The sequence below is a fragment of the Gabonibacter chumensis genome, from assembly GCF_024741215.1.
Taxonomy (GTDB): domain Bacteria; phylum Bacteroidota; class Bacteroidia; order Bacteroidales; family Marinifilaceae; genus Gabonibacter; species Gabonibacter massiliensis.
The window spans coordinates 226,607-250,373 of the sequence record NZ_JANSKB010000002.1 but is presented as its reverse complement, the minus strand read 5'-3'; the positions used below and the strand labels follow the sequence as shown (position 1 = coordinate 250,373).

Sequence of the window (23,767 nt, the reverse complement as noted above, 5' to 3'; positions counted from 1 at the left end):
TATGACTACCCATTTCACAAATGGAGATAAAATTCTTCAAGCCGTATTAGCGGATCAAAAACTTTCGGAGTTGGGTGAGTATACACCCACAGGAATAGAAACGATATCTGATTCTCTTGATTCAGAAAATGCAATTATTAGAGCCGTTGCAATGATAATTGATGGAAACGAAAGCAGATATACGCAAAAAGAAATATACAATCAAGTTTCAAATTATTTGATACAGAAATTATGAAACTAAATAAAATAATCATTAAGAATTTCCGTAGTTATTATGGAGAAAATCAATTTGAATTATCAGATGGATTAACTCTTGTTATCGGAGATAATGGAGATGGCAAAACGACTTTTTTTGAGGCACTTGAATGGTTGTTTGACACCAGCAAAACCAATAAAAGCGAAAGTAATATTTCAGAAATGAGAAAGATGGAGCTTGAAGTTGGTGATGTTGATGAGGTTTCTGTAACAATGTTGTTTGAGCATGATGGTGAAAAAGAAATTTGTAAAAAATTTCTTTTTGAAAAGAGGAACGATGGAGCAATAATTACTCGAGACTTTTCATTCATCGGTTACGCTACCATAGGCTCTGAAAGACAAAATCGAAATGGACAACATCTATTAGAATCTTGCTTTGATACCGTTATTCGTCGATATTGTTTATTTAAGGGAGAGCGTGAGTTAAATGTATTTGATAACAACTCAGCCCTTAAAACTCTTGTTGATACTTTTTCTGGCATTAAGCAGTTTGATAATCTTGTTGAGATGACAGAATTCTTTGAACAACAATCAGATGGTTTGGTAACCAAAGAATTACGTAAGGATAAAAAACAAGAAGAAACGATTAAGCGTATAGAATATGAACTAAGTAGAATACAAAGTGACATATCTGATACGAGAAGGGAAATTGCTTCAAAAGAAAAGGCTGTATCAGATTATGAAACCAGAATGCGAGTATTAGAAGAAAATCAAGACGCTTGTGAGAATCTTCAAGATATTAAAGCAAGAATAGAGCAAAAAAAAGCAGAACAGCGTAGGTTAAAAACTTATGTTGATTTGGATTATAATGCATTGCTTTTAGATGATATGTGGATTTTAATAGCATTCCCTTCTGTTTTGAGTGAATACCAAAGGAAAGTTTCAGCATTAAGTAAAGAGAAGCGCAAATTGCAAAAAGCAGAAGACGAAAGAATAGCAATAGAAAAAGGCAAAAAAGAGGCAATAAAAGAGATTCAGAAATTAGCTAATGATGCGACTCCTCTCCCTTGGAATCTTCCAGACAAAGAGACCATGCAAGAGATGATAGACGATGAGATATGTAAAGTGTGCGGTCGTCCTGCGGTAAAAGGTAGTGATGCCTACAACTTTATGGTTGGCAAACTTAATGAATATCTTGAGCATATAAGAAAAGAAACAGAATTGACTGATAAATCTGAAGTTCAAGAGAAACCATTATTTGAAAATTCATATATAAACGAACTCCATACCCGAAGTATTCAATTAAGTGGTGATGCTGAAAAGGAAATTTCAGAATTATCTACTGTAATCGCTGATAGGCTTTCATTTGTACAAAACAGGAAGGTAGAGTTAGAAAAAGCAACAAGGGATTTAAGTGAAGCAGAGGATGCAAAAATGCAACTTCTAATTCAAACTCCTGATTTAACAGAAGAGATGCTAGATAAAAGTTTTAGAGATTTCAAGGGCTTGTCTGATAGTAGTAAACGAGCCTCTCTTGACCTTTTAGACTTGCAACATAAATTAGAAACATTAGAACAGCGCAGAGCTGAACTAAAAGAAGAGCAAAACAAAATTGCTCCTTCTAATGGTATTGTTCGTGTTTATCAACGAGTACATATAGCTCTTGATAAAATAATGAAAGCATTTGAGGCTGCTAAAAAAAGGAATGTAGAAGAGTTTTTACTTATGCTCGAAACGCAGGCAAACTTGTATCTTAAAAAACTAAATGCTGAAGATTTCAGAGGAATAATTAGAATTGTAAAGACTGCTGATGGTTCTGCTAGAATCAATTTATACAGTTCAAATAATACACTCATAACCAATCCTGGCGGAGCTCAGAAAACTACAATGTACATGTCTGTTTTGTTTGCAATTTCAAACATAACCACATTGAAACGAGACGAGGATTATCCTTTGATATTTGATGCACCAACTTCTTCATTTGGAGAGTTTAAAGAGGATGTATTCTATAATATCATTGATAATATAGATAAGCAATGTATTATATTTACGAAAGACCTTCTCTTGTTCGATAGAGAAAAAGGAGAAAGGAAATTGGATTTTGACAAGATTAATCAGTTGTCATGCTCTGTATATCGTATTCAAAAACAATCTGGATATGATGAGGAAGATTTATCTACAATTAGAACATTGACTACTAAAATTAAGTAATATGGCTACAGAGAAATTATACGATTTATGGGCAAGACGCAACCCTAATTGGGATAAGCGTTACGAAGACTCTGTTATTAAAATTTTCAGTGATTACGGAAAAGGAGTCACTAGATTAGGTGATGCCAAAGGCAAACTTTTTGGTGCTGGTTATGAAATTTTTATTGTGGCATTTTTTATTGGTCTATACTACAATCAAAGAAGAAAATTAATTGATGATAGTACTAAAATCAAGTCCTTTGGTCAGCCCATACAATATTGGGGTAATATAGATTCTGTAAAAGGGAGAAATGCATATCCAAAACTAAGAGAATTTATATTCACTGCATTGGTGGCTAAAACAGATTTTGATTTTATTGCATTAGATAAAAATCTTGTTACTGCTAGAAAAGCCGTAGATGCGATGATGCAAACAATGGAGGAATATGCAAACTGGGGCTTTCATTTTATGGAAGATAAACTGATAGATAACCCCAACCATTTCTACAAGGAAACTGCATTTTTAGAAATATTTTTAACATTTGATGCGATAACAACATCAGATGAAGAAGATGAACCAGAATCATTTGACTAATAATTTAAAAGTTAATATAAGCCATATAAAACTTCTTATTGAAAAGTATTATTTCCTTGTGAAAATACAATAGAAGATTATTGGTTATGAGCTAACCTCGTGTTATAAAAGCCAAAGGTTATTTTATAGAATATCAATTATGAAACGAATAAAAATATTTATAAGCAGTGTACAGAGTGAGTTTGCAGAAGAGCGTGCAATGCTTTGTCATTATATCCGGACAGATGTTCTGTTAGGAAAATTCTTTGAGCCATTTATCTTTGAGGAGGTACCGGCAAATGAGTATCCTACAAGTCATGTTTACTTGAAAGAGGTGGAACAATGTGATATTTATCTTGGACTGTATGGCAATCTGTATGGATATGAAGATGCAGAAGGTGTTTCGCCAACCGAACGTGAATATGATTTGGCAGCCCAGCTGCATAAAAGTAGGCTCATCTATATAAAGAGCATCGGTGAAGAGAACAGGCACCCCAAAGAAACCGCATTGATAAGAAAGGTTGAACGTGATATTGTGCGTAAGACTTTTGTGGATATTAACGGTCTTAGGACTTCTGTTTATGCATCGCTGATAAGATATTTGGAAGAGAAGGAGTATATCCGTTGGCGGCCATTTGATGCATCGTATGACAACAACGCGACACTAAGCGACCTTGATGAGAACAAGATGAGGAATTTTATTCACATGGCTCGCAATAAGAGAAATTTTCCTCTGTCGGTGGAGACTCCTCCGGAGAAGTTGCTAACTCATTTGGATTTGATAGATGAGCAAGGTCGATTATCTAATGCTGCTATTTTATTATTCGGCAAGAAGCCACAGAAGTATTTCATTACTTCCGAGGTTAAGTGTGTGCAGTTCTATGGTAATGTAGTAGAGAAACCAATGCCTGCATACCAGATTTATCGAGGCGATGTGTTTGAATTGGTGGATCAGGCAACAAGTTTTGTGATGAGCCGCATTGATAATTGGGTAGGAACTCGTTCGGAAGGTGATAAGGCAGATGTCCCAACAAGACCTGAACTCCCGATAGATGCGGTAAAAGAGGCTATTGTGAATGCCATTTGTCATAGAGATTATACCAGCAATGCGAGTGTACAGATTATGCTGTTCCGTAACAGATTAGAGGTGTGGAATCCTGGAACATTACCTTACGGACTAACTGTGCAAAAACTTCATGGTCCCCATAAGTCATTGCCTACTAATCCTCTACTTGCAGACCCAATGTATTGGAATGGCTATATCGAGAAAGTTGGAACAGGTACAGAAGACATTATCAATAAATGTCGTGATTATGGCTTGAAGACACCGGAATTCTATCAGGAGGAAGATTTTAGGGTAGTCATTTGGAGAGCAAGTGAAGAGGAGAAGAACCATGAAAATACTCATGATGGTGCCTATGATGGTGCCTATGATGGTGCTCATGATGGTGCTCATGATGTGATGAACACATCTGAAGCTATTAAGGCTCTTGTTATTTGCATTGATGGCGAAATTGGTAGAGATATGTTACAATCTATGTTAGGGAAAAAAGATAGGGGGAAATTTCGCAAGAATTACATTAAACCGGCTCTTGATGAAGGTTATATAGAGTTTACTTTACCCAATGAAAAACAAAGTAAATTACAAAAATATCGCCTTACAGCAAAAGGTCTAGCATTAAAAAAGACACTAGAGGGCAATAAATAATTATGTTTTGTTCATATATCTGCCTATGGTTACAATATATCTAGACAAGCAAGTCTTCAGCCACCTATTTAATGCAAGGGAAGAGAAGTACGCTCTTTTACGCGAGAAAATATTGTCTCACAAAGATGAGTTTATCTTCTTCTATTCAAATGCACATTTGTTTGATTTGCAAGACGACAAAACAGATATTAAGTATGCTGAGATGGAGTTTATACAGACTATTGTTGACGGGAATAGATTAATCTATGAAGCTTCTAAACAAGAAGTTATGAAACAATCTCCGCATGATGCATTTAAAACAATTGGAAAAGTTGGAGATTTCTCTTGGCTTGAGAATTTTGATTTCTCACAAATAACAGTAGAACAGCGAAATGCAATAAACAATATTGTTGATATTAGCATTAAAGATTTAAAGGGTGAACTAGAATTTGACTGGTTGACAAAACGTGCTCCAATTTTATCTAATGAATTACAAGTAGATATTCCAATATTTAAATTATTGATAAACTTTATAGCATACAATTTTTACGAGAACAAGGAAACTTATAAACAGGTAAGAGATAAAACAATTGCAAATTACAATCCAAAAGAAATCAAAACTGACGGAGAAGAGATATTCAATGAGCAATTAGTATCGTCACCACTAGGATTGTCATTTATAGAGACAATTAAAGCAGTTTTGGATCAAACTGGCTTATCTTCTTCAGATTCAGCAACAGCCTATTATATGTCCTATATGTTACTTGACTTGTTTGGAGTGAATAAAGAAACTCGAAAGAAAGTCAAGTTTCAAAACATGCAAGCAGATTGCTGTCATAGTTTTTTCGGTTCCTATTGTGATTGTATAGTCAGTGACGATGAAGGACTACGTCTCAAAAGTAAAACATTATATAAGCTTTACAATTTTGGTACAAAGGTGTATTCAATAGATGAGTTCATCGAAAAATTTGAAGAGGCAATTAATAATAACCAAAAATCTGCCCGTGAATATTTTGACGAAATCATTGACGATTACATTACAAGGCAAGTATCAAAAATAGAAACTACACCAGAACATACTTTAACTTATTTGAATACGTCAAATAAGTATTTCGGATATTTCAATTGTATGATAGAGCGAACATCTAGCGATGAGGCCGTTATTATACTTCACAAGAATAATAATCTGAACCAGCCAATTCTTGTAAAAGAGATTGAAATAATAGTTAATAGGATTGCTAAAGTATTTAACGATACGGGGGCTAGTTTTACTTTATTCAATGAAATAGTAGAACTACCCCAGTTGAAATCTGACGCATGGAATAGGATTTTAATGTTGAATGACGCAGATATATGTTTAACTAAATTCAAAGATGCTCCTATGTTATGTTTATGGATAAAGTTAAAACAGCCAATACTAGGAACTAAAAATTGAAAGAATTAGGGTTCTTGAACCAAGGTGGAGAAAAACATACACTTTATCCCTTGTAATCCAAAATAAAGCACTACCTTTGCAATCAAATAGGGAATCTAACCACGCAAAACTGTGCAGAATGTAGTTGCAATTTGGTGGAGCAAAAGGTGGAGATTGCGTTATCAGCTTATTCTTAAAGCAAAGATATTAAGCCATTTAGGATAAAATCAAATTCCTGGTGGCACCACAGTAAAGAGAGTCACGAAAGTGATTCTCTTTTCTATTGTAGATTGACGATTTTAGCTATAGAGTAACTTTCCCTCACGAACATAGTAATTCAACCGTTCGTTTAACTTCTTAAAATCGCTCTCCCGATAAGCATAGTAATACCCTTCAGTGAGAACACGGCTCGAGCGTCGCTAAAAACCGATAAAATCAAATCACTGTTTCGAAAACTATTCATTGGATTATTTTCAATGTTCAGTTCACAAAAACAAGAAGTAATTCTGATTCAGCAAAATATTTCGCCTTATTTCTGAAATGCATTCTATTTACAGCATAATAAAAACAAAATAGACAGCTGATTTTCTGGAATTAAAAAGTCAGCTATTCGATTCGGCATGCTTCAATACCTGTCAGGTATAGACGGGGAAACCCTAAAAGAAACAATCTATTTTTCAGCGAGGTTTCAGGCCGTTGTCGAAGACAGGAGATTTTCTTTTGCAGCGGGGTTATGCCGGAAAACAGCTCCGACTATTCGGCAATGTTCCAATTCCTTACAGTCGCCGCAAGTACCGAATCCTTTTTCAGATACACATTTACGGATTTCACAATAATCGCTGCAATAGGCAAATTTCACCCCGACGGAACGGCATCCCGTACAGTTGATCGTCGCTGCCGTAATTTCCGGGGCATTATTCATTACGCTCCATTTCCGAGCCGTCCTTTCTCTCAACTCATTGTCATTCCTGACCGTGGCGATGCGGGCCTCGCAACTTTCGCAATCCAATCCGCAACAGGCTATCAGTTGTTTCATCATCATCAAAATACAACATATTCAAATCTTCCGATGTACAAACTTGCCATCTATCCAAAACGTAGCGTGATGCCCGGTAAATTTCAACAGAACATAATTCGGGTCCGTTACTCCTCCCGTGAAATGCCCTATAAACCAATCTTGCCAAAATTTCTCCAAAGAGACCTTATCGGTAATAATCTCGACGATCCCTGTCAGGACGACACTATTCCCGTTTCCGGAAAAACATAAACCGGCTTTCGGATTTCCGGCAAAATCTCGTGTCTTCAATGAATCTTTCCCGGTAGCCATCCACACCTCCGCGTATCCTTCCGAATGTATTTTGCTCATGGGAACGGGACGAGGGAATCCCCCTTTATTTACGGATGCAACAACAACCGTTTCGCATCGCTTCAACATTTCTGCCGCCTGTTCTTTCAATGTTTTCATTTCAATTGTCTTATTCATTTGAAAAATAAATTAACCACATACTCTATCATTCCATTGTATAAAAACGACTTTTTGAAGAAACGCGGCTTAAAGTAACATCCTCGGGACAAAAATATAATCTTCATATGTAAGAAACTTATGCCGAATACAGTTATCTTCGCCTTGAGAAATCGTTTACAAGATACAAATTTGTATTGAATGGCGCAAACCCTCAAAAACGTTATTCGATTATCAATACTAAACTTTTTCTTATACTTTTGTTTTTATAAAAGCAGCCGTCGGAAATGAGTATAAAAAAATATGATTTCAGCCATACGAGATCAACCGATACGACCAGAGAAGAGCTATGGGCAAAACAACATTTATCAGCCTCGGATATCGATTACAGCATTTGGGAAAAGGATAAAAATATTCTCAGCCAGATGTCAAAATTTAACCGAAACTGTACCTTTGTCGTCGATGTATTCAAATGCAGATACGCTTTTGCATCCTCTAATTTTGTCGATCTGTTAGGGTACGACAGTCATAAGATCACAACCATAGAGAGACAAGGCGACTACCTGGAATCACGCATCCATCCCGACGATTTGACACGGTTAAAAACGTTACAGGTCTTATTGGGGAAATTTATTTACAGTTTGCCCATCGAACAAAGAAACAACTATTGCAACGTATACGGGTTTCGGGTACGTAACGCGAAACAAAAATACATACGGGTGGTCAGTAAACATCAGGTTTTGGAACAAGACCGTAACGGAAAAGCCTGGCTTATAGTAGGTTGTATGGACATCGATCCCGACCAGAAAAAATTCGATCAGGTAGACTGCACCGTATTCGATCTTAAAAACGGAGAGATGTTTTCTCCCTCCGCTTTATCGACACCCTCCGTACATTTGACCCAAAGGGAAACGGAAATATTACGACTGATCCAAAAAGGATCGCAAAGCAAAGAGATCGCGAATAAACTCCATATCAGCATCCACACGGTGCATATCCACCGCCAAAATTTACTCCGGAAACTGGGAGTACAACACTCTATTGAGGCTATTAACGCGGGTATCGAATTAGGCTTACTTCATTAATAATGGAATACACGATACCGGATTACTTATTTATGGCATCCATTCCACGACGCCCGTGACAGGGTGTGACTTTCTCCATCGCTCAAATTCTGCATAATTTTTCACCCCATATTGTAGAACAGCCTGATAATACTCCACTCCCATAATATTTTCCGTTTCAGGCGTTTCGTATTTTAATTGCAAGATCGTCCGCCTGGCCCGATCGGTCAACACGGCGGAAACACGTTCGGCAACTCGTTCGAAATAACCGTCATACCGAGAGCCTTTCTGGATATGGATCATATCAATCTGCCAAAGTTCACCCTCGGCATCCCGATACCAGGCATGCCACTCCACGCAAGACTCTACGGTATGTAACAGGTTGACACACTCTATTCTTTGAATAGAGATATTTTCTGCCAATTGTGACATGGCTTTAAAACTGTCGGACAAAACCAATGGCGAAGAATAGATGTGAAAATCGATATCCCGGTGCTTTATCAGCAATCCCATTCTCAAAGAACCTACCAAATTGACTCGCGCACCGATACTCTCCCATATCGGAATAACACGAGTGGCTTTTACGATTTCCCAAGCCTTCTGCTGATTTTGTTTTGCAATATCGAGGAGATCCATCTTTCTTTATTCGAACAAGTGACAAAAATAGAAAAAAGAGCCAAAATATAGCTATAAATAGCTATTTAATACCCGATCGGACCGAACTAACTTTGTCTCCCTTTCAAAACATTTCAATACAATAGTAAAAACTTTATGGTATTCAATAAAACAGAAGAACAGGAAAAAAAGTATTTACAACAGATCATAGACCTTATCGCGGCCATGACAAATAATACGGACAGATCGGTTAAAGAACAGGTTGATACGTTACAGGAATACAAGGAGTACCTATGGTCCAATAAAGATATCGATCCACACGAGATTCGTTCCATGAGAGAAAGTATCTTAAATCATTTTGCTTTGGGAGAAAACATTATTGACAAACGCAAACGGTTGGTTAAAATGTTGGATATCCCTTATTTCGGACGAATAGACTTTACAGAAAAAAAGAACGGTAATAGGATTACCCCCATTTATATCGGAATACACACATTCTACGATCCCGATAAAAGAATGAATTTAATCTACGACTGGAGAGCTCCTATTGCAAGCCTATTTTACGATCACGAGTTAGGAGAAGCCGTTTATTCCTCTCCTGCCGGTAAAGTAAGCGGAAATATCTCACTAAAACGTCAATACCGTGTACGCAACGGCAGGATGGAATATATGATCGAAAGTTCCCTGACTGTTCATGATGATATTTTACAACGAGAACTAAGTGCCAATGCCAACGACAAAATGAAGCATATCGTTACGACCATCCAGCGGGAGCAAAACCGGATTATCCGAAACAACGAGGCGGATGTACTCATCATTCAGGGAGTCGCCGGATCGGGTAAAACATCTATTGCATTGCATCGTATCGCTTATTTGCTTTACACCCTGAAAGGAAACATCTCGTCCAAAGAGATACTGATCATCTCGCCAAACAAAGTTTTTACCGATTACATCTCCAACGTACTACCCGAACTCGGAGAAGAGAACGTACCTGAAATCGGCATGGAACAGATCCTTTCCGGTGTGCTGGATAACAAATACAAATACCAAAATTACTTTGAACAGATAACAGAACTACTCGAGGGGGCAGATCAGGATTTTATCGAACGGATACGCTACAAAGCCTCGTTCGATTTCATCGCACAACTCGATCGGTTTATTCTTTACCTGGAAAATCGCTATTTTCAAGCAAAAGAGGTCAAGCTGACCGAACAGATCACGGTTCCCGCCGAATTTATCGAAGAACAATTCAAACGTTTCAACCGTTTCCCTATACGCCAGCGTTTTGAAGCCATGACCGATTATATAATAGAAAGAATATACATCCAATACAACTTCAAAATTACCGCCGCCGAGAAAAATCGATTAAAAAAGGAGATAAAGAAGATGTTTGCCGGAAACAACGACCTCCAGGTTTACAAGGACTTTTTCAAATGGATCGGGAAGCCGGAAATGCTTAAGGCAGGTAAAAACCGCCAATTAGAATACACGGATTTAGCTCCTTTGGCCTACTTGCACATCGCCTTGTCCGGGAATACCCCTCGGCACAGGGTCAAACATCTTTTAATCGACGAAATGCAAGATTATGCCCCGATACAGTACAGGGTCATTCAAAAGCTCTACCCCTGCCGGAAAACTATTCTGGGAGATGCGAATCAATCCGTCAATCCTTACGGTTCGTCCACTGCCGACACGATCATGAAGGCATTCGCGAAAGGAGAAGTCATGAAACTCTGCAAAAGTTACCGATCGACTTTTGAAATCACGAATTTTGCCCAGAAAATTCAAACGAATGGAGAATTACAGCCCGTCGAACGACACGGAAAACAACCTGATGTCCTTCAATTTCAAAACATGGAAGATCAAATTTCCGGCATAGTCGATTTGATCTCCTCTTTTAGAATATCCGGGTATAAATCACTCGGTATTATCTGTAAAACGGAATTACAGGCAAAAGAGATGATGGAAAACCTCCAGGTCCATACCGATGATATTTACTTTCTATCCCATCAAAGTTCTGCTTTCGTGAAAGGTATAATCGTTACTTCGGCTCATATGGCGAAAGGACTGGAATTCGACGAGGTCATCGTTCCTCAGGCGGACCGTGTGAATTATCACTCGGAAATAGAAAGAAATATGCTTTACGTGGCCGTAACGAGAGCAATGCATAAATTATCACTTACTTACTACGGAAAACAGAGTGAACTCATTCCCGCTTCCCCGAAGCTATAATAAGACCTGAATATAATCATGGTATTTCTCTATACATAAAAGAAAAAGTCGCGGAACGGATAATCACTCGTAAAAAACAGTAGAGATTTTTACGAGTGATCTTTTCCCTTGCAACTATCGATTCACGGGTAATTGGATCTCTGTCAGCCACTCGCCCACCGTCTCTTTGTTCCAGATACCGTCGATATAACAAAAACGGGGTCTATCGATCACCTCATGGCCATTTGCCTCCGCATAAGCATATAATTCGGTAAAGGTCTCGGGCATTCTCTCGTATGCCCCGAAATGATTGATACAAAGAGCAGCAGGGACTCCGGGAAGCTCTTTAAACGTGATTAATTCCGAATTTATTCCACGTTCCGATACGGCCTCGAAATATTCGATATCGATGTCCACACCATATTCCTCGTTGTATTCTACCGTAAAGCAATATTCCGGGGCCGGACACACGCATCCCAAACGATACATTTCCGGACCGATAATGTTCGGACATAGATAGAACAACTCCTGATAAGACTCTATCCTGCGACGGTGTGTCGCAAACACTCGCGCGGGCAATGATTTTTCAAATACTTTTTTCATAACGTTTTCTTCTTGCCGGAGAGTACTTTCTAGCTTCGCAAGCTCCATTTGTCGCCACTGCAAACATTCGATCTCATTTTCACAATGTTCGATTTTAGTCTTTATCGACTCGGGATCAGGATATATCTTACCGTCGTCAAACAGTTCGGCAATCTCTTCAAGACTAAATCCTAATCGTTTAAGATAAACGATTCTCGTCATTTGTCTAAGCTGACCGATATCATAGTAGCGATACCCCGTCCATTCGTCCACCTCAAAAGGAATAAGCAATCCTACCTCCTCGTAGTGACGAAGCGTTTTAACCGTGACCTGACAAAGCTTGGAAAACTCTCCGATTTTAAACTTCATTTTACTTTTCATAAACTCCCGCGCATTTGTTTACGATGCAAAGATAACCCCTACCCTTAGGTACGAGTCAAGAGATTTGCCTAAAATAGTGCAAAAATCTTTGTTTTTAACTATCACAAACAAAATGCGCAACATATTGCGCATTTTGTTTGTTTTCAAATATTATTTTCGTATCTTCGCACAAAATATGTAATATATTGCACTATGGATATATTTAAAATTTTACGAGAAAGAAGAACTCTGTTGAAAGTAACTCAACAGGATTTGGCAGACATCACGGGTATTAGTCCCCGTACCATTGTAAGCATCGAACAGGGTAAAGGCAACCCGTCATTTGCCACATTACAAAAAGTAGCTGCCGCACTGGGACTTGAGATAACCGCCGTCATTAAGAAAATCGTATAATCATGAGACAAGCACAAGTATATGTCAATAACGTTTTCGCCGGAATACTGACGGAACAAGACGATTATACCTACCTTTTCAAATACGACCACGATTATCTACTCAATCCCTCGTATACTGCCATTAGCTTAACATTACCAAAAACGGAGGAAACATACCATAGCCAATACCTATTTTCATTCTTTTTCAACTTATTAGCTGAAGGTGCAAACGAGACTATTCAAAATCGCCTATTGAAAATAGACGAAAAAGATTATTTTACACGTCTGATAAAGACGGCTCATACCGATACGATCGGGGCCGTGACCATTAAGGAAATAAAAGAGCAATAACCATGAAAGAGGTGGTAATAAATAATTGCCCGGGAACGCTTGCTGAAGGTTACTCAACCTATAGTAGTACCGCAATCAATAGGCTATTCAACGGAAAGCGGGTCAGTCACCTGTTGGGCTTTGAATACGATAACGATACGACTGCTCCGCTTATTGCTAATAATGTCGGTCACTCTTCCCTCTCGGGAGCCCAAGAAAAGCTGAGCACTATAGTAGAAAACGGACGTGTTATACTCACCCCGGAAGGTGCTCAGGGCACTTACATCCTCAAACCAATTCCATCGGACAAAAGCCTCCGGTATAGAACTATGATGCCGGCCAACGAACATTTGACCATGCAAATCGCCCGACAGGTATACAAGATTCCAACGGCCGAAAACGGGTTGATCTTTTTTGCCGACGGACATCCCGCCTATATTACCAAACGTTTCGACATTACTCCCGACGGGTCAAAAATCAAACAAGAAGATTTCTCCTCCATCCTCGGCCGTACGGAAGAAAATTCCGGTAAAGCATTTAAGTATCAAGGTTCTTATAATGATATCGCTATAAAGATTCGTGATTTGCTTCCGGCTTGGCAAGTAGAGATAGGACTTTTTTTTCAGTTGATCGTGTTTAATTATCTCTTTGCCAACGGTGATGCACATTTAAAAAATTTTTCCGTGCAACAGACCATCGACGGAGATTATATTCTTACTCCCGCATACGACTTACTTAACACACAACTGCATATCGACGACACCGATTTTGCCCTAAACGATGGATTACTCCCCCAAACCGAATGGAGCGATATCTACACTCGAACCGGACATCCTTGCATAAAGGATTTTCGTTTTTTCGGCGCAAAAATCGGATTGACCGAAAAACAAATCGATAAGATCACTACCCCATTCGCTATCCATAAAGACGAAGTGATTCAATTGACGGAACGCTCGTTTCTTGACGACCGACTTAAAAGGATGTATCTCCGCAGTTATGAAGAACGCCTAACCCGATACCTCCGGCACTAAGGCAGAAGCTTATAATCGTGTCTCCTCTTTTCCTACTTACTGCGGCAGTAAGAATCACGTCCGTAATAAAGATAAATACGTCAAACGACCAAACAATAAAGCACACTCGTTGTTATTACTTAAATAATAATCGAAAATTCGACCATCATTCGTTTTTTATATATCTTAGGCAAACTCTTATTCTATAACGTTTATAATAATTCCATAATGAAAGAGACCATTGCTCCTTGCGGGATGAATTGTGAATTATGCCACTCCTATCAGGATTATAAAAAAAGATGTACCGGATGCAGGAGTAGAAAGACCAATTGCGTAATCTGGAATTGTGACAAAAAGCAATCGTACTGTTTCGAATGTGCGCGTTTTCCGTGTAAACGATTACAAACACTCGATTCCCGTTACCGTACGGATTACAACACGAGCTTGCTTGAAAATCTTGTATTCATACAGGAACACGGGGAAGAAAACTTCCTGATCCGACAGGCTCGACTGCACACCTGTCCGAATTGCGGTAAACCTAAAACAATACATTATAGCGACTGTATCTATTGTAAACAACAAAAAAGAGAGCAAATGAAAACTTTTCAACAACCCACTTCCGAAGAATTAATCCACACGATAGGCAAGCCGCTGTATCAGGTATGGCGCGAGCTTTGTCGGCTGATCGAAGAAAAATACGAGACGGAAAGGATTTGGAATCACGGGGGCAAAGCCTGGAAATACGAATACAAATACCGCAAAGGCGGAAAAACGTTATGTGCTTTATATGCCAAAGAAAACAACTTGGGTTTTATGATCATTTTAGGCAAAGAAGAACGGACTAAATTTGAATTTGATAAAGAGTCCTATTCCACAGAAGTACAAAAAGTATACGAGGAAACTAAAACGTACCATGACGGAAAATGGTTAATGTTTGAATTAAAGGATACCTCCCTATTTCCCGATATGGAAAAATTACTGTACATCAAACGTAAACCGACATCTACCTTAAAAGAAAGCATCGATGTTGTCAAATAAAACTAAAAAGATCCGGCTAAAGACCGAATTTCCTCTACCGATCATCTCCGAATCTTATCCTTAAACGATAGCAAGTCAAGAATGAATACAACCGTTTTCACAATACCTTATTTCGAATTATCCTTTAATCTTACCAGCGGATGATTCAATCCGTTGACGATATTCTTTATCACCTTGTATTTTTTAATACTTTCCATCAGTTTCGTCAGATTTGAAAAACCGTATGTCCTGGGGTCAAAGCTCGGATCGATTTTTCGTAAATTCATTCCGACATTCGCGATATAGGCCTCCTCGTCCTCATTGGTCGAAATTTCAAAGGCTTTATCGATAATATCCCTGGGCAAGCTCTCCCTCGTATTCCTTTCCTTAACGGGCGGCTCCTCCTGTACCGAACTTTTGGGAGTATTTCTTTTAGTCGCTTTGGGTTTTTGTTCCGCCTCCGCCATTTTTACCTCTTCTTTAATCAAGTTTTCACAGAAAGTAAATATTTCACAGGATTGCACGAAAGCAACAGGAGTTTTTCTCTCTCCGATACCCATAACAAAAAGTCCTTCCTCCCTAATCCTCTTCGCTAAACCGGTATAATCGCTATCGCTCGATACGATACAAAACCCATCGCAATTTTTGGCATGAAGGATATCCATAGCATCGATGATCAACGAACTGTCCGTTGAATTTTTACCCGTTGTATACGAAAATTTCTGAACCGGATTGATCGAGTATTCGTTAACAATATCTTTCCAACTATTCATCTGAGCTTGAGTCCAATCCCCGTATATTCTCCGTATGGTAGCCTTGCCATACTTGGATACCTCCTGCAATACCTCCTTAATCAACTTTGCCTGTGCATTATCTCCATCGATTAGAACGGCAATATTAAATCTTTGATTCTTCATATTCATGAACATTTTACATTTTCAAACTTACAATATTTATGTTAATAACCCTAACCTATCACCTATTTTCTTTCCGAGAAAAAACATTTTATCAAGACACGAACCGCCGCGACCCGATCATTGCAGTACCGAGCTCCGCTTGTTCCTATTCGCCAAAGAACACGACAAGACAAACTTTTCGATTTCAACAGTAAACTTTTCTTCGACGAGTCTAAACGATGGTTTACAGTGGAGGACCAAGCCATTCAAATTACACGAAACACGAATAAACGGTTCACCGTTACTATCAATCGCACTTCAGTAGGGCCATAGTTCCAAGAGCAATTCGAAAAGATAAAACAACCAATCTGCCAACCAAATACCCCGAAAAAGTTTCTCATAATGATAAATTTTATAACTTTGTTTCCAATATATAATAAAATTTAATTGATAGACCAATTATGAAAGCCATATTCATTGTTTTTATAGCCCTTTTTTCGTTTACCGGTAAAATCTCTTCGCAAGAATACAGATTTGAGTTGTCAAAAACGAAAAGCGAGCATTACACCTTTCCCATAAAATTGGATAACGAGTTACAAGCTACCGCGCTACTTGAATCAGGTATTCATGTAATGTTAATCGATTCAGCTTTTATCTTTGACAATATCGACAAGTTCAATCTTGAGCTTATACCATGCGATAAAAGGCAAAGAATGAATTTAGGCGGCAAAGCATGTCATATAGCTTACACGGCAAAGGGAAATATTTTAATCAGTTCTGATGTGATGTACAAGGGAGAGATTTTCATATTGTCTAATTATTCTCGCGAATATCAAGTTGCAATTCCAGTACAGAATCTTTATAACAAGAAAAGGAAACGACGGATTATAAAATTGGATTTAAATAATCGCCAATTAGAGGTATTACCGAAGAAGAATATTTCTAAAAAAGGATGGAAAAAAATTACGATGAATTCCGATACCTATCTGAATATGCCTGCTGTTCAAACAGAACTTACCGTTAACAAAGACGGTAACACTATTTTACTAAAGGGAAATTACAACATGGATTTAGGTAATGCATCATTCTTATTCTTGCTTGCTCAGAATAAAGTTGTTCAAGAATGGTTAACAGCAAATCCTAATATAAAATTACAGAAAGCGTATAATCGTAAAGGGGAAGTAATAGCCAAAGCATTCGTCCCAGAAGAATGCCGCTTGCTGGGAATAGATTTCAAAAGTCCAGTAATCGCTATAACAAAGGCTTTACCGCATTTTACGACAGAGGGTGATATCGGATTAAAATTTTTCCAAGATGTAATTGCCATTTTTGATTTTGACAAGGGAATTTGTTATATGAAGCATACAATTCAACCCTAATTGCGAAAATAAATCTTTGATTCTTCATATGAACGAACGTTTTCAAACCTACTATTTTTACATCGATTTTCTGCATTTATCTCCTATTTTTTCCAAGAAAAGCATTTTAGCAAGAACGGACAAGTGAGAGCAAGGGGAGAAACGTATATTTGTAACGTGAAATACGGATTGAATGATGAAACAAAAGAAAACGACACGGGAAGAGTATCAAAAATGAGTGAATACCGTTATAGATTATATCAATCTACATCTCGGCGAAGAGATCGATGTGAAATCATTGGCCAAAATTTCACATTTCTCCTCTTTCTATTTTCACCGCATCATGACAGCTTTCTTGGGCGAACCCATCGGAACGTTCATCGTCCGGACACGAACCGAAGCAGCCGCTCGCTTATTACGGTACTCCGATTTACCGGTAACCGATATAGCTTATCGCATCGGGTATTCCACTCCCTCTTCTTTATCTAAAGTATTCAAACAATTTTACGGTATTTCACCTATTGAATATCGAAACAATAAAAATTTTGTCATTATGAAACCAGCCATGATCAGACCGGACTTGGAACTGCAAAAAGAGATCAGAGAGCTTCCCGCTCGAAATGTAATCTATATTCGCCTGTTCGGAGACTATAAACTAAACGATTATTGCGGTACCTGGTTCCGCTTGTTCCAATTCGCCGAAGAACACAACTTACCGGCAAACGATCCCTCCCCACTCTGTATTTATCACGACGACCCGAAAGTTACCCCGGTAAAAAAATTACGGACGGATGTTTGTATGGTATTACCCGTTGCCGCTATTCCCAAAGGAGATATCGGTTCTAAACAGCTTCCCGCGGGACGATATGCGACCTTTCTTTACAAAGGCCCATATAGTAATCTGCAAGCCGTGTACGATACGATTTACGGAAAATATCTGCCGGAAATGGAGTGTACACTCCGAGATGAAGCGAGTGCCGAACGTTACTTGAACGATCCTTCCCGCACTGCACCGGAAGACCTATTAACGGAAATTTATATTCCCGTGGAATGATTGACAATTGACAAATGTAGATTGTAGATTAAAAGATTCTGTGATTAGGTGATTGTTTTTCCGAATCACAGAATCTTTTAATCACAGAATCACTAAACCTTTTCATTATTTTCTTTTTTCCAATATCCGGGACATATTTAGTATGGCCCAGTCCACCAAAGCATTGATATGAGGTATAAGGCTGACTCCCACCGGGGTCAGACTATATTCGACGCGAGGAGGTACTTCCGCGTAAACCTTTCTTCGAATCAGTCCGTCTTGTTCAAGCGTCCGCAAGGTAACGGACAACATTCGTTGAGAGATATCGTCTATCGTCTTTTGAATCTCGTTGAAACGCATCGTACCGTTAGCCTGCAAAGTTATCAGCACCAATACGGACCATTTATCCCCAAAACGACAAAGGATATCCCTGACCGGACAATTCCCAGTAGAATGAAAATTTTTTAATTTTTTTTCGTCCATAAAAACGTAATAATGAATATTAGTTACTTACAGGTAAGTACATTACAAAACCGTTCGTTCTTGTTTATTTCAAATTACATACCTACATTTGCTTTACAAAAGTAATAAACTTACGAATAATAACTAATATCTCGTTTAAAAAATTAAAATCATGGAAAAGAGAGTCGCCGTTATGGCAGTAAATCCGGTAAACGGTTACGGATTATTTCAATACCTGGAAGCATTTTTTGAAAACAAAATCCCCTTCACGGTTTATGCCGTGGCCGAATCGAAAACAATCAAAACAAATTCAGGCCTTACCTTGGTAACTGACGGCGTAATTGCCGATCTGAAAGGACATTCCGGAGATTATGAAGCATTGGTTTTTTCCTGTGGTGATGCCATGCCCACATTCGCTGAGAATATTTCTAAAAACTACAATCAGGATATGCTTGCCGTTATCAAAGAGTTCGGCGAAGCCGGAAAATTAATCGCAGGTCATTGCGTAGGCGGTTTACTGTTTGATATCGCCGGAATAACAAAGGGACGAACGGTTGCGGCACATCCTTTCGTTCAATCAGCGATAAAAGGAGGCAAAGCCACGAATGAACCTTATGCCATAGATGGTAAATTATACACGGCCCAGACGGAGAACACATTATGCAGCCTGATACCGTTGTTGGTTTCCGCCTTAAAATAGAAAAGTAGGGGTTTCCCTACTTCTCTGTATAATTTCAATATGGCAAATTCTTCTGTCATTTCAGGAGTAACACTCTATTACAAACCATACCCCCCAAGAGCATTTAAACGAAAGAGCATACAAAGCTCAAATATCAATGCCACTTTTCTTTTTTAGAGTTTCAAGGGCCCTTTGGTAAATATCGATATAGGTATCCAAGAAAGTTATAAATACTTCCCGATTCTCGAAAGGTTCATTTTCCCAATCCCGATTTTTTACTTCCGGCATGTTCAATATTTTCTGTACCTGACTGATCTCAAGCATTATCTCCAATTCCTCAAACGAAAAACGTTTGATCCGTACGATCAATGAAATCAGATGTGCCATTTTTTCTTTATAGGTATTCATAACTGTCTCCATTAAAATTACAACCAACTGACTTTATACAACAATAACTTGCACCTTTCCAGGCGACTTTTCATTTACCTAACCGCACTTTTACAAAGTAAACGAAAAAAAAGGATAATCATAACTTTTTCACTCCGTTTTCAGAAAATCGGCTCCAATTCTATTGAAAACAAACTTCGCATCTGTTCTTTTCCATAATCTTTTCTTTATTATGATTTGTTATTTATCTTTGCTAACAGTTAATTCTCCCGAAGCTTCAGGAGAGAACATGACAAACGATCCGTTATGAACGTAAAAATAGAAGAGAGCTGGCGTCAACGCCTACAGACAGAATTCGAGAAGCCCTATTTCGAGAAGTTAACCCGCTTCGTAAAAGAGGAGTATGCCAAATACACGATCTTCCCGCCGGGAAAATTTATTTTCCACGCCTTCAATACCTGTCCGTTTGACAAAGTGAAGGTCGTCATCATCGGGCAAGATCCTTACCATGAACCGGGACAGTACTACGGATTATGTTTCTCTGTCCTCGATGGTGTCCCCTACCCTCCCTCCCTGATCAACATTTTCAAAGAGATTGAAAACGATCTGGGTAAACCGATGCCTACCTCCGGAAGATTGGAAAGATGGACCGAACAAGGAGTATTGCTGATCAATGCCATACTCACGGTCAGGGCCCATCAGGCAGGTTCACATCAAGGAAAAGGATGGGAAGAATTTACCGACGCCGTAATCAGGCATATCAACGACGAAAAGGAACATGTCGTTTTTATGCTATGGGGGGCCTATGCTCAAAAAAAAGGAGCCTTTATCGACAGGAGCCGGCATTGTGTACTCACGGCCTCACATCCCTCGCCGCTATCCGCAGACAGAGGCTTTTTCGGGTGCAAGCATTTCAGTAAGGCCAACCGTTACTTCAAAAGCCACCATTTACCGGAGATCGAATGGTAATCCGTCTGGAAACCGATAATCCATTCCTTATCCCCATTTCCCCTTTCTTATATATGCAAACGAAAAGAGGAACAAACAAACAACATACACTTGTTCCGCAGTCCAATAAACGGCTAAAGGGAAAGATTTACTGCCCGCCAATAAAAACAAATAGATAAAATAAACGGCAATAGTCGTCAGTTGAAAAACAAATGCCAATCTCGTCTTTCCCAGGCCGATCACGGCATTACAATAGACATATGCCGGTACTGAAAGAAGATAGGTTGACAACATCACAAGCAAAGGATAAAAAGCAACCCGGATAACCGAGATTTCCTCCGTGAAAAATTGCAAAAGTTTTTCAGAAAAAACAAAGGTCATCAAAATCAAAGGCAATCCCGTCACGTAAGCCAATAGCATAACCCTTTTGCAAACAATAGCGATCTTCTCTTTTTCTTTCGCCCCGCATAAACTACTTACCAATGAAATATTTGTAGTAGCGAAAGAGTTCACGATCACGAAAAACAGCATGGAGACGCTCCTTACGACATTAGCCGCCGCCAAATCAGTCTCTCCCAAATGTTCGATCGCAATAAAAAATAAAAACCAGGGAGCAACACAAAAAAAGGAGCGGACCATAGTCCAAACCGAAAGTTTAAATAACCGGTTCATTAAGCCAAGTTCAAAACCAAACTTCAATCCGTATTTTTTCTTATCCGCACGCAAATACATGTATATGCCCAAACTCGACAAGGCTACACCCTCCGCCAGAGAAGAAGCCATCGCGGCTCCGGCAATTCCATATGCCGGAAAACCCATTTTACCGAATATGAACATATAATTGAATATCACGTTACAAAAAATCATAAGGATCGAATTTCTCGTAAGAATTTCCGTACGGATAATTCCCATAAAAAAGGATCGAATCCCCAATAAAGGAAAAGCAAATAAAAAACTGCAATTTCGCCAATTCACGTACTGTATGACTGCCGTGTAGACATTATCGGAAGTTATCAACCTCCGCAATATCACGGGAGAATAAAAAACGGAAAGGCCCCAAATAAAAACGGCAAGCAGGAATAAAAACGATATGCCCTGATAAAAAGTTTTACCGATCTTATCGTAAATCCCTTCCCCGTGCTGCCTGGCGATCATAACCTGCAAGCCAAGACTAAAGCCGAACCCAAGCATATAAATCGATGTATAAATACATGCCTGCTAAAGCAGAAGCTCCCAATTCTACCTTTCCTACATGTCCTAAAAAAACAGAATCCGTCAAATTGATAAGTTGCTCCATGAGCAGGCTCACCATCACCGGATAGTTGATGAGCCAGATTTGTTTATAAGTATAATTCATCGTTCAATTTTAATAGCATAGCCGATGCATCGATTCGATACATCACAACCGTTTATAAGATATATAATGAAATTAGCCTCTTTCGAAGGAAAGAAACACGTTAAAGATCAGATTCTTTACATTCCGGGCGTAACTATCTGCACAGTTGCCATTTCATAGATTGAACTTTGTCATCATTCGATAGGCAAAAGTAAGAAAAACTTCCATACTTATGCCAGCTAAAGAACTATTTAATAAAAAGTTCACCACCAAACCAGGTTTTCATTCCACAATGATACTCCTTTAAAACGTCTACCCTTTGCATTTGCCTTTTTAGTTGTCATCGTAACATCATCTTCAGTATTATAGTACAATAGACTTCAATAAGTTATAAAAAGATTCGCCTACCTCTTCTTCCTTAAAAGGCGAATGACCGCATCGAGGTAATACGATTTTCCGAAATTTTATATTTGCCCGGAACAAAGGCTCGGTCACGCCTTCCAACGGATGCGGATCCATCTCCCCATGAATCACATATACAGGGCATCGAATACAAGACAATAAATTCTTCCATCTTCCGTCTTTCCGTATTTTCTCCGCTTCCCGCCAAACGGAAGAATACATCTTAGCATCGACCGGCAGAATATCACGTTTGTCCTCTTCAGATTCCCGGAACCGGTAATGATCGCTTTTTACAACTAATCTCTCCAACTCCACCAGAACGTCGTCCCGATTGCATCCTCGTTCCAACTTACCGACAAGCAAATCCCAATACGTGCCCTCCTCTTCGGAAAGTCTTTTTTTCCGACGTTCGGATATCAAAGAGACATACTCCTCCTCAAAAGGGGCACACCCGATCAGTATCAATTGTTTAACCTTTCCCGGATAGCGAACGGCATATAACAAAGCAAGCCACGCCCCCCATGAATGCCCTATAAAAGAAAGAGGTTCGTTGGTATAGGTCTCGACCTGTTCTTTTAATTCTTTTATCAACCCGTCAACGGTATATTTAGACTGAATAGGTTCAAGCACTCCCACACTTGACGATAAATTACGGGCTATCGCGGCGACATCTCCCAATGCTCCAGGTCCCCCGTGGACAACGACTACCCGATAAGGCTCTCGACCGTATTTCCTAACCATCAGTTCCTGTATTATTCCCAACAAATATAAACATTTCATAAAACAGCATCCCACTATTTTAAAAAGAATTCTATATTTGTAAAAAGAACCGATTAAAAATGAAGGAACAATGACAATGCAAATGTGCCAAAGCTGCGGGATGCCCATGAACGCGGAGAGTGATTACGGGACCAATCAGGACGAGAGTAAAAACAGAGAATATTGCTGCTACTGTTTTCAAGAAGGTCATTTTACCAAAAATATCACTATGGAAGAAATGATCGAAGAGTGTGCCGACTACGTGGATGAATTCAATGCCGGAAGCGGACTAAATTATACCCGGGAAGAAGCTATTCTGGAGATGAAAAAATACTTTCCGACTCTTAAGCGCTGGCAAAAATAATTAGCGGAATAATTATTTTCAAGTCATACCGTTCGTG

24 protein-coding genes and 1 pseudogene are annotated in these 23,767 nt (G+C 38.9%); 16 read left to right on the top strand and 9 right to left on the bottom strand.

Annotated features, from left to right (window positions below; all coding sequences use genetic code 11):
- The first annotated feature begins 1 nt into the window (after nt 1).
- From NVS78_RS07690 to NVS78_RS07670, 5 genes are all read left to right on the top strand, one after another.
- A complete protein-coding gene (locus tag NVS78_RS07690) occupies nt 2-235 on the top strand; it encodes a hypothetical protein (RefSeq protein WP_286358666.1) in 234 nt (77 codons plus the stop codon).
- On the top strand, nt 232-2,406 hold the full coding sequence (locus tag NVS78_RS07685) for an AAA family ATPase (protein ID WP_286358665.1): 2,175 nt from the start codon (nt 232-234) through the stop codon (nt 2,404-2,406). Before NVS78_RS07690 ends, NVS78_RS07685 begins: the two co-directional genes overlap by 4 nt.
- A gap of 1 nt (nt 2,407) precedes the next feature.
- The gene (locus NVS78_RS07680; RefSeq protein ID WP_286358664.1) at nt 2,408-2,980 is read left to right on the top strand and encodes a glycoside hydrolase family 15; all 573 of its coding nucleotides are present in this window, start codon (nt 2,408-2,410) and stop codon (nt 2,978-2,980) included.
- A 139-nt stretch (nt 2,981-3,119) separates the two neighbouring features.
- Nucleotides 3,120-4,667 (top strand): DUF4062 domain-containing protein, encoded by a 1,548-nt coding sequence (locus NVS78_RS07675; protein WP_286358663.1) that lies wholly within the window; start codon nt 3,120-3,122, stop codon nt 4,665-4,667.
- A gap of 25 nt (nt 4,668-4,692) precedes the next feature.
- The gene (locus tag NVS78_RS07670; RefSeq protein ID WP_286358662.1) at nt 4,693-6,081 is read left to right on the top strand and encodes a hypothetical protein; all 1,389 of its coding nucleotides are present in this window, start codon (nt 4,693-4,695) and stop codon (nt 6,079-6,081) included.
- A gap of 667 nt (nt 6,082-6,748) precedes the next feature.
- Here the strand turns inward: NVS78_RS07670 and NVS78_RS07665 are convergent.
- Complete coding sequence (locus NVS78_RS07665; protein ID WP_286358661.1) at nt 6,749-7,096, bottom strand: DUF3795 domain-containing protein; 348 nt, start codon at nt 7,094-7,096, stop codon at nt 6,749-6,751.
- 21 nt (nt 7,097-7,117) lie between these two features.
- Entirely contained in the window at nt 7,118-7,525 is a 408-nt protein-coding gene (locus NVS78_RS07660) for a pyridoxamine 5'-phosphate oxidase family protein (protein ID WP_286358990.1), read from the bottom strand.
- A gap of 284 nt (nt 7,526-7,809) precedes the next feature.
- Here NVS78_RS07660 and NVS78_RS07655 point away from each other — a divergent pair, with 284 nt between their 5' ends.
- Complete coding sequence (locus NVS78_RS07655) at nt 7,810-8,607, top strand: LuxR C-terminal-related transcriptional regulator (protein ID WP_286358660.1); 798 nt, start codon at nt 7,810-7,812, stop codon at nt 8,605-8,607.
- A gap of 30 nt (nt 8,608-8,637) precedes the next feature.
- Here the strand turns inward: NVS78_RS07655 and NVS78_RS07650 are convergent, their stop codons facing one another.
- Complete coding sequence (locus NVS78_RS07650) at nt 8,638-9,222, bottom strand: phosphoglycerate mutase family protein (RefSeq protein WP_286358659.1); 585 nt, start codon at nt 9,220-9,222, stop codon at nt 8,638-8,640.
- 135 nt (nt 9,223-9,357) lie between these two features.
- Between NVS78_RS07650 and NVS78_RS07645 the strand changes: the two genes are divergently transcribed.
- Complete coding sequence (locus NVS78_RS07645; RefSeq protein WP_286358658.1) at nt 9,358-11,433, top strand: HelD family protein; 2,076 nt, start codon at nt 9,358-9,360, stop codon at nt 11,431-11,433.
- Between the two features lie 114 nt (nt 11,434-11,547).
- Here NVS78_RS07645 and NVS78_RS07640 read toward each other — a convergent pair whose 3' ends face one another.
- Complete coding sequence (locus NVS78_RS07640) at nt 11,548-12,375, bottom strand: MerR family transcriptional regulator (RefSeq protein WP_286358657.1); 828 nt, start codon at nt 12,373-12,375, stop codon at nt 11,548-11,550.
- Between the two features lie 192 nt (nt 12,376-12,567).
- Here NVS78_RS07640 and NVS78_RS07635 point away from each other — a divergent pair, with 192 nt between their 5' ends.
- The 4 genes from NVS78_RS07635 to NVS78_RS07620 all read left to right on the top strand — a co-directional run bounded on the left by NVS78_RS07635 (nt 12,568) and on the right by NVS78_RS07620 (nt 15,127).
- Nucleotides 12,568-12,768, top strand: a complete 201-nt coding sequence (locus tag NVS78_RS07635) for a helix-turn-helix domain-containing protein (protein ID WP_286358656.1) — start codon at nt 12,568-12,570, stop codon at nt 12,766-12,768.
- Nucleotides 12,768-13,100, top strand: a complete 333-nt coding sequence (locus NVS78_RS07630) for a HipA N-terminal domain-containing protein (RefSeq protein WP_434802135.1) — start codon at nt 12,768-12,770, stop codon at nt 13,098-13,100. The genes NVS78_RS07635 and NVS78_RS07630 overlap by 1 nt, the downstream gene beginning before the upstream one ends.
- 2 nt (nt 13,101-13,102) lie before the next feature.
- Nucleotides 13,103-14,110 carry a type II toxin-antitoxin system HipA family toxin gene (locus tag NVS78_RS07625; protein WP_286358654.1) on the top strand — a complete coding sequence of 336 codons (1,008 nt, stop codon included), beginning with the start codon at nt 13,103-13,105 and terminating at the stop codon, nt 14,108-14,110.
- 573 nt (nt 14,111-14,683) lie between these two features.
- Nucleotides 14,684-15,127 (top strand): DUF3788 domain-containing protein, encoded by a 444-nt coding sequence (locus tag NVS78_RS07620; RefSeq protein WP_286358989.1) that lies wholly within the window; start codon nt 14,684-14,686, stop codon nt 15,125-15,127.
- Nucleotides 15,128-15,234: 107 nt separating this feature from the next.
- Here NVS78_RS07620 and NVS78_RS07615 read toward each other — a convergent pair whose 3' ends face one another.
- On the bottom strand, nt 15,235-16,023 hold the full coding sequence (locus NVS78_RS07615) for an NYN domain-containing protein (protein WP_286358653.1): 789 nt from the start codon (nt 16,021-16,023) through the stop codon (nt 15,235-15,237).
- A 440-nt stretch (nt 16,024-16,463) separates the two neighbouring features.
- On the opposite strand from NVS78_RS07615, the gene NVS78_RS07610 reads away from it, so the two are divergent.
- Both NVS78_RS07610 and NVS78_RS07605 read left to right on the top strand, forming a co-directional pair.
- Nucleotides 16,464-17,381, top strand: coding sequence for a hypothetical protein (locus tag NVS78_RS07610; protein WP_286358652.1), 918 nt, complete (start codon nt 16,464-16,466; stop codon nt 17,379-17,381).
- Between the two features lie 217 nt (nt 17,382-17,598).
- Complete coding sequence (locus NVS78_RS07605; RefSeq protein WP_286358651.1) at nt 17,599-18,414, top strand: AraC family transcriptional regulator; 816 nt, start codon at nt 17,599-17,601, stop codon at nt 18,412-18,414.
- 105 nt (nt 18,415-18,519) lie between these two features.
- On the opposite strand, the gene NVS78_RS07600 is transcribed toward NVS78_RS07605, so the two are convergent.
- Nucleotides 18,520-18,876, bottom strand: coding sequence for a winged helix-turn-helix transcriptional regulator (locus tag NVS78_RS07600; RefSeq protein WP_286358650.1), 357 nt, complete (start codon nt 18,874-18,876; stop codon nt 18,520-18,522).
- A gap of 151 nt (nt 18,877-19,027) precedes the next feature.
- Here NVS78_RS07600 and NVS78_RS07595 point away from each other — a divergent pair, with 151 nt between their 5' ends.
- Complete coding sequence (locus NVS78_RS07595) at nt 19,028-19,555, top strand: DJ-1/PfpI family protein (protein ID WP_286358649.1); 528 nt, start codon at nt 19,028-19,030, stop codon at nt 19,553-19,555.
- 126 nt (nt 19,556-19,681) lie between these two features.
- Here NVS78_RS07595 and NVS78_RS07590 read toward each other — a convergent pair whose 3' ends face one another.
- Nucleotides 19,682-19,942, bottom strand: a complete 261-nt coding sequence (locus NVS78_RS07590; RefSeq protein ID WP_286358648.1) for a hypothetical protein — start codon at nt 19,940-19,942, stop codon at nt 19,682-19,684.
- 285 nt (nt 19,943-20,227) lie between these two features.
- Between NVS78_RS07590 and ung the strand changes: the two genes are divergently transcribed.
- Complete coding sequence (gene ung / locus NVS78_RS07585; RefSeq protein WP_286358647.1) at nt 20,228-20,890, top strand: uracil-DNA glycosylase; 663 nt, start codon at nt 20,228-20,230, stop codon at nt 20,888-20,890.
- A gap of 27 nt (nt 20,891-20,917) precedes the next feature.
- Here the strand turns inward: ung and NVS78_RS07580 are convergent.
- Both NVS78_RS07580 and NVS78_RS07575 read right to left on the bottom strand, forming a co-directional pair.
- Nucleotides 20,918-22,226, bottom strand: a pseudogene (locus NVS78_RS07580) (MATE family efflux transporter).
- Nucleotides 22,227-22,568: 342 nt separating this feature from the next.
- Nucleotides 22,569-23,387, bottom strand: a complete 819-nt coding sequence (locus tag NVS78_RS07575) for an alpha/beta fold hydrolase (protein ID WP_286358646.1) — start codon at nt 23,385-23,387, stop codon at nt 22,569-22,571.
- Between the two features lie 70 nt (nt 23,388-23,457).
- Between NVS78_RS07575 and NVS78_RS07570 the strand changes: the two genes are divergently transcribed.
- Nucleotides 23,458-23,730, top strand: coding sequence for a zinc ribbon domain-containing protein (locus tag NVS78_RS07570; RefSeq protein ID WP_286358645.1), 273 nt, complete (start codon nt 23,458-23,460; stop codon nt 23,728-23,730).
- Nucleotides 23,731-23,767 lie beyond the last annotated feature (37 nt).

Excerpts from the sequence above, each read along its gene's own strand:
- NVS78_RS07575 (WP_286358646.1), bottom strand. The coding sequence starts at position 23,387 with ATGAAATGTTTATATTTGTTGGGAATAATACAGGAACTGATGGTTAGG.
- ung (WP_286358647.1), top strand. The coding sequence starts at position 20,228 with ATGAACGTAAAAATAGAAGAGAGCTGGCGTCAACGCCTACAGACAGAA.
- NVS78_RS07670 (WP_286358662.1), top strand. The coding sequence starts at position 4,693 with ATGGTTACAATATATCTAGACAAGCAAGTCTTCAGCCACCTATTTAAT.
- NVS78_RS07655 (WP_286358660.1), top strand. The coding sequence starts at position 7,810 with ATGAGTATAAAAAAATATGATTTCAGCCATACGAGATCAACCGATACG.
- NVS78_RS07690 (WP_286358666.1), top strand. The coding sequence starts at position 2 with ATGACTACCCATTTCACAAATGGAGATAAAATTCTTCAAGCCGTATTA.
- NVS78_RS07595 (WP_286358649.1), top strand. The coding sequence starts at position 19,028 with ATGGAAAAGAGAGTCGCCGTTATGGCAGTAAATCCGGTAAACGGTTAC.
- NVS78_RS07650 (WP_286358659.1), bottom strand. The coding sequence starts at position 9,222 with ATGGATCTCCTCGATATTGCAAAACAAAATCAGCAGAAGGCTTGGGAA.
- NVS78_RS07665 (WP_286358661.1), bottom strand. The coding sequence starts at position 7,096 with ATGAAACAACTGATAGCCTGTTGCGGATTGGATTGCGAAAGTTGCGAG.
- NVS78_RS07680 (WP_286358664.1), top strand. The coding sequence starts at position 2,408 with ATGGCTACAGAGAAATTATACGATTTATGGGCAAGACGCAACCCTAAT.
- NVS78_RS07635 (WP_286358656.1), top strand. The coding sequence starts at position 12,568 with ATGGATATATTTAAAATTTTACGAGAAAGAAGAACTCTGTTGAAAGTA.
- NVS78_RS07625 (WP_286358654.1), top strand. The coding sequence starts at position 13,103 with ATGAAAGAGGTGGTAATAAATAATTGCCCGGGAACGCTTGCTGAAGGT.
- NVS78_RS07660 (WP_286358990.1), bottom strand. The coding sequence starts at position 7,525 with ATGAAAACATTGAAAGAACAGGCGGCAGAAATGTTGAAGCGATGCGAA.
- NVS78_RS07615 (WP_286358653.1), bottom strand. The coding sequence starts at position 16,023 with ATGAAGAATCAAAGATTTAATATTGCCGTTCTAATCGATGGAGATAAT.
- NVS78_RS07610 (WP_286358652.1), top strand. The coding sequence starts at position 16,464 with ATGAAAGCCATATTCATTGTTTTTATAGCCCTTTTTTCGTTTACCGGT.
- NVS78_RS07570 (WP_286358645.1), top strand. The coding sequence starts at position 23,458 with ATGACAATGCAAATGTGCCAAAGCTGCGGGATGCCCATGAACGCGGAG.
- NVS78_RS07640 (WP_286358657.1), bottom strand. The coding sequence starts at position 12,375 with ATGAAAAGTAAAATGAAGTTTAAAATCGGAGAGTTTTCCAAGCTTTGT.
- NVS78_RS07645 (WP_286358658.1), top strand. The coding sequence starts at position 9,358 with ATGGTATTCAATAAAACAGAAGAACAGGAAAAAAAGTATTTACAACAG.
- NVS78_RS07685 (WP_286358665.1), top strand. The coding sequence starts at position 232 with ATGAAACTAAATAAAATAATCATTAAGAATTTCCGTAGTTATTATGGA.
- NVS78_RS07620 (WP_286358989.1), top strand. The coding sequence starts at position 14,684 with ATGAAAACTTTTCAACAACCCACTTCCGAAGAATTAATCCACACGATA.
- NVS78_RS07590 (WP_286358648.1), bottom strand. The coding sequence starts at position 19,942 with ATGAATACCTATAAAGAAAAAATGGCACATCTGATTTCATTGATCGTA.
- NVS78_RS07675 (WP_286358663.1), top strand. The coding sequence starts at position 3,120 with ATGAAACGAATAAAAATATTTATAAGCAGTGTACAGAGTGAGTTTGCA.
- NVS78_RS07600 (WP_286358650.1), bottom strand. The coding sequence starts at position 18,876 with ATGGACGAAAAAAAATTAAAAAATTTTCATTCTACTGGGAATTGTCCG.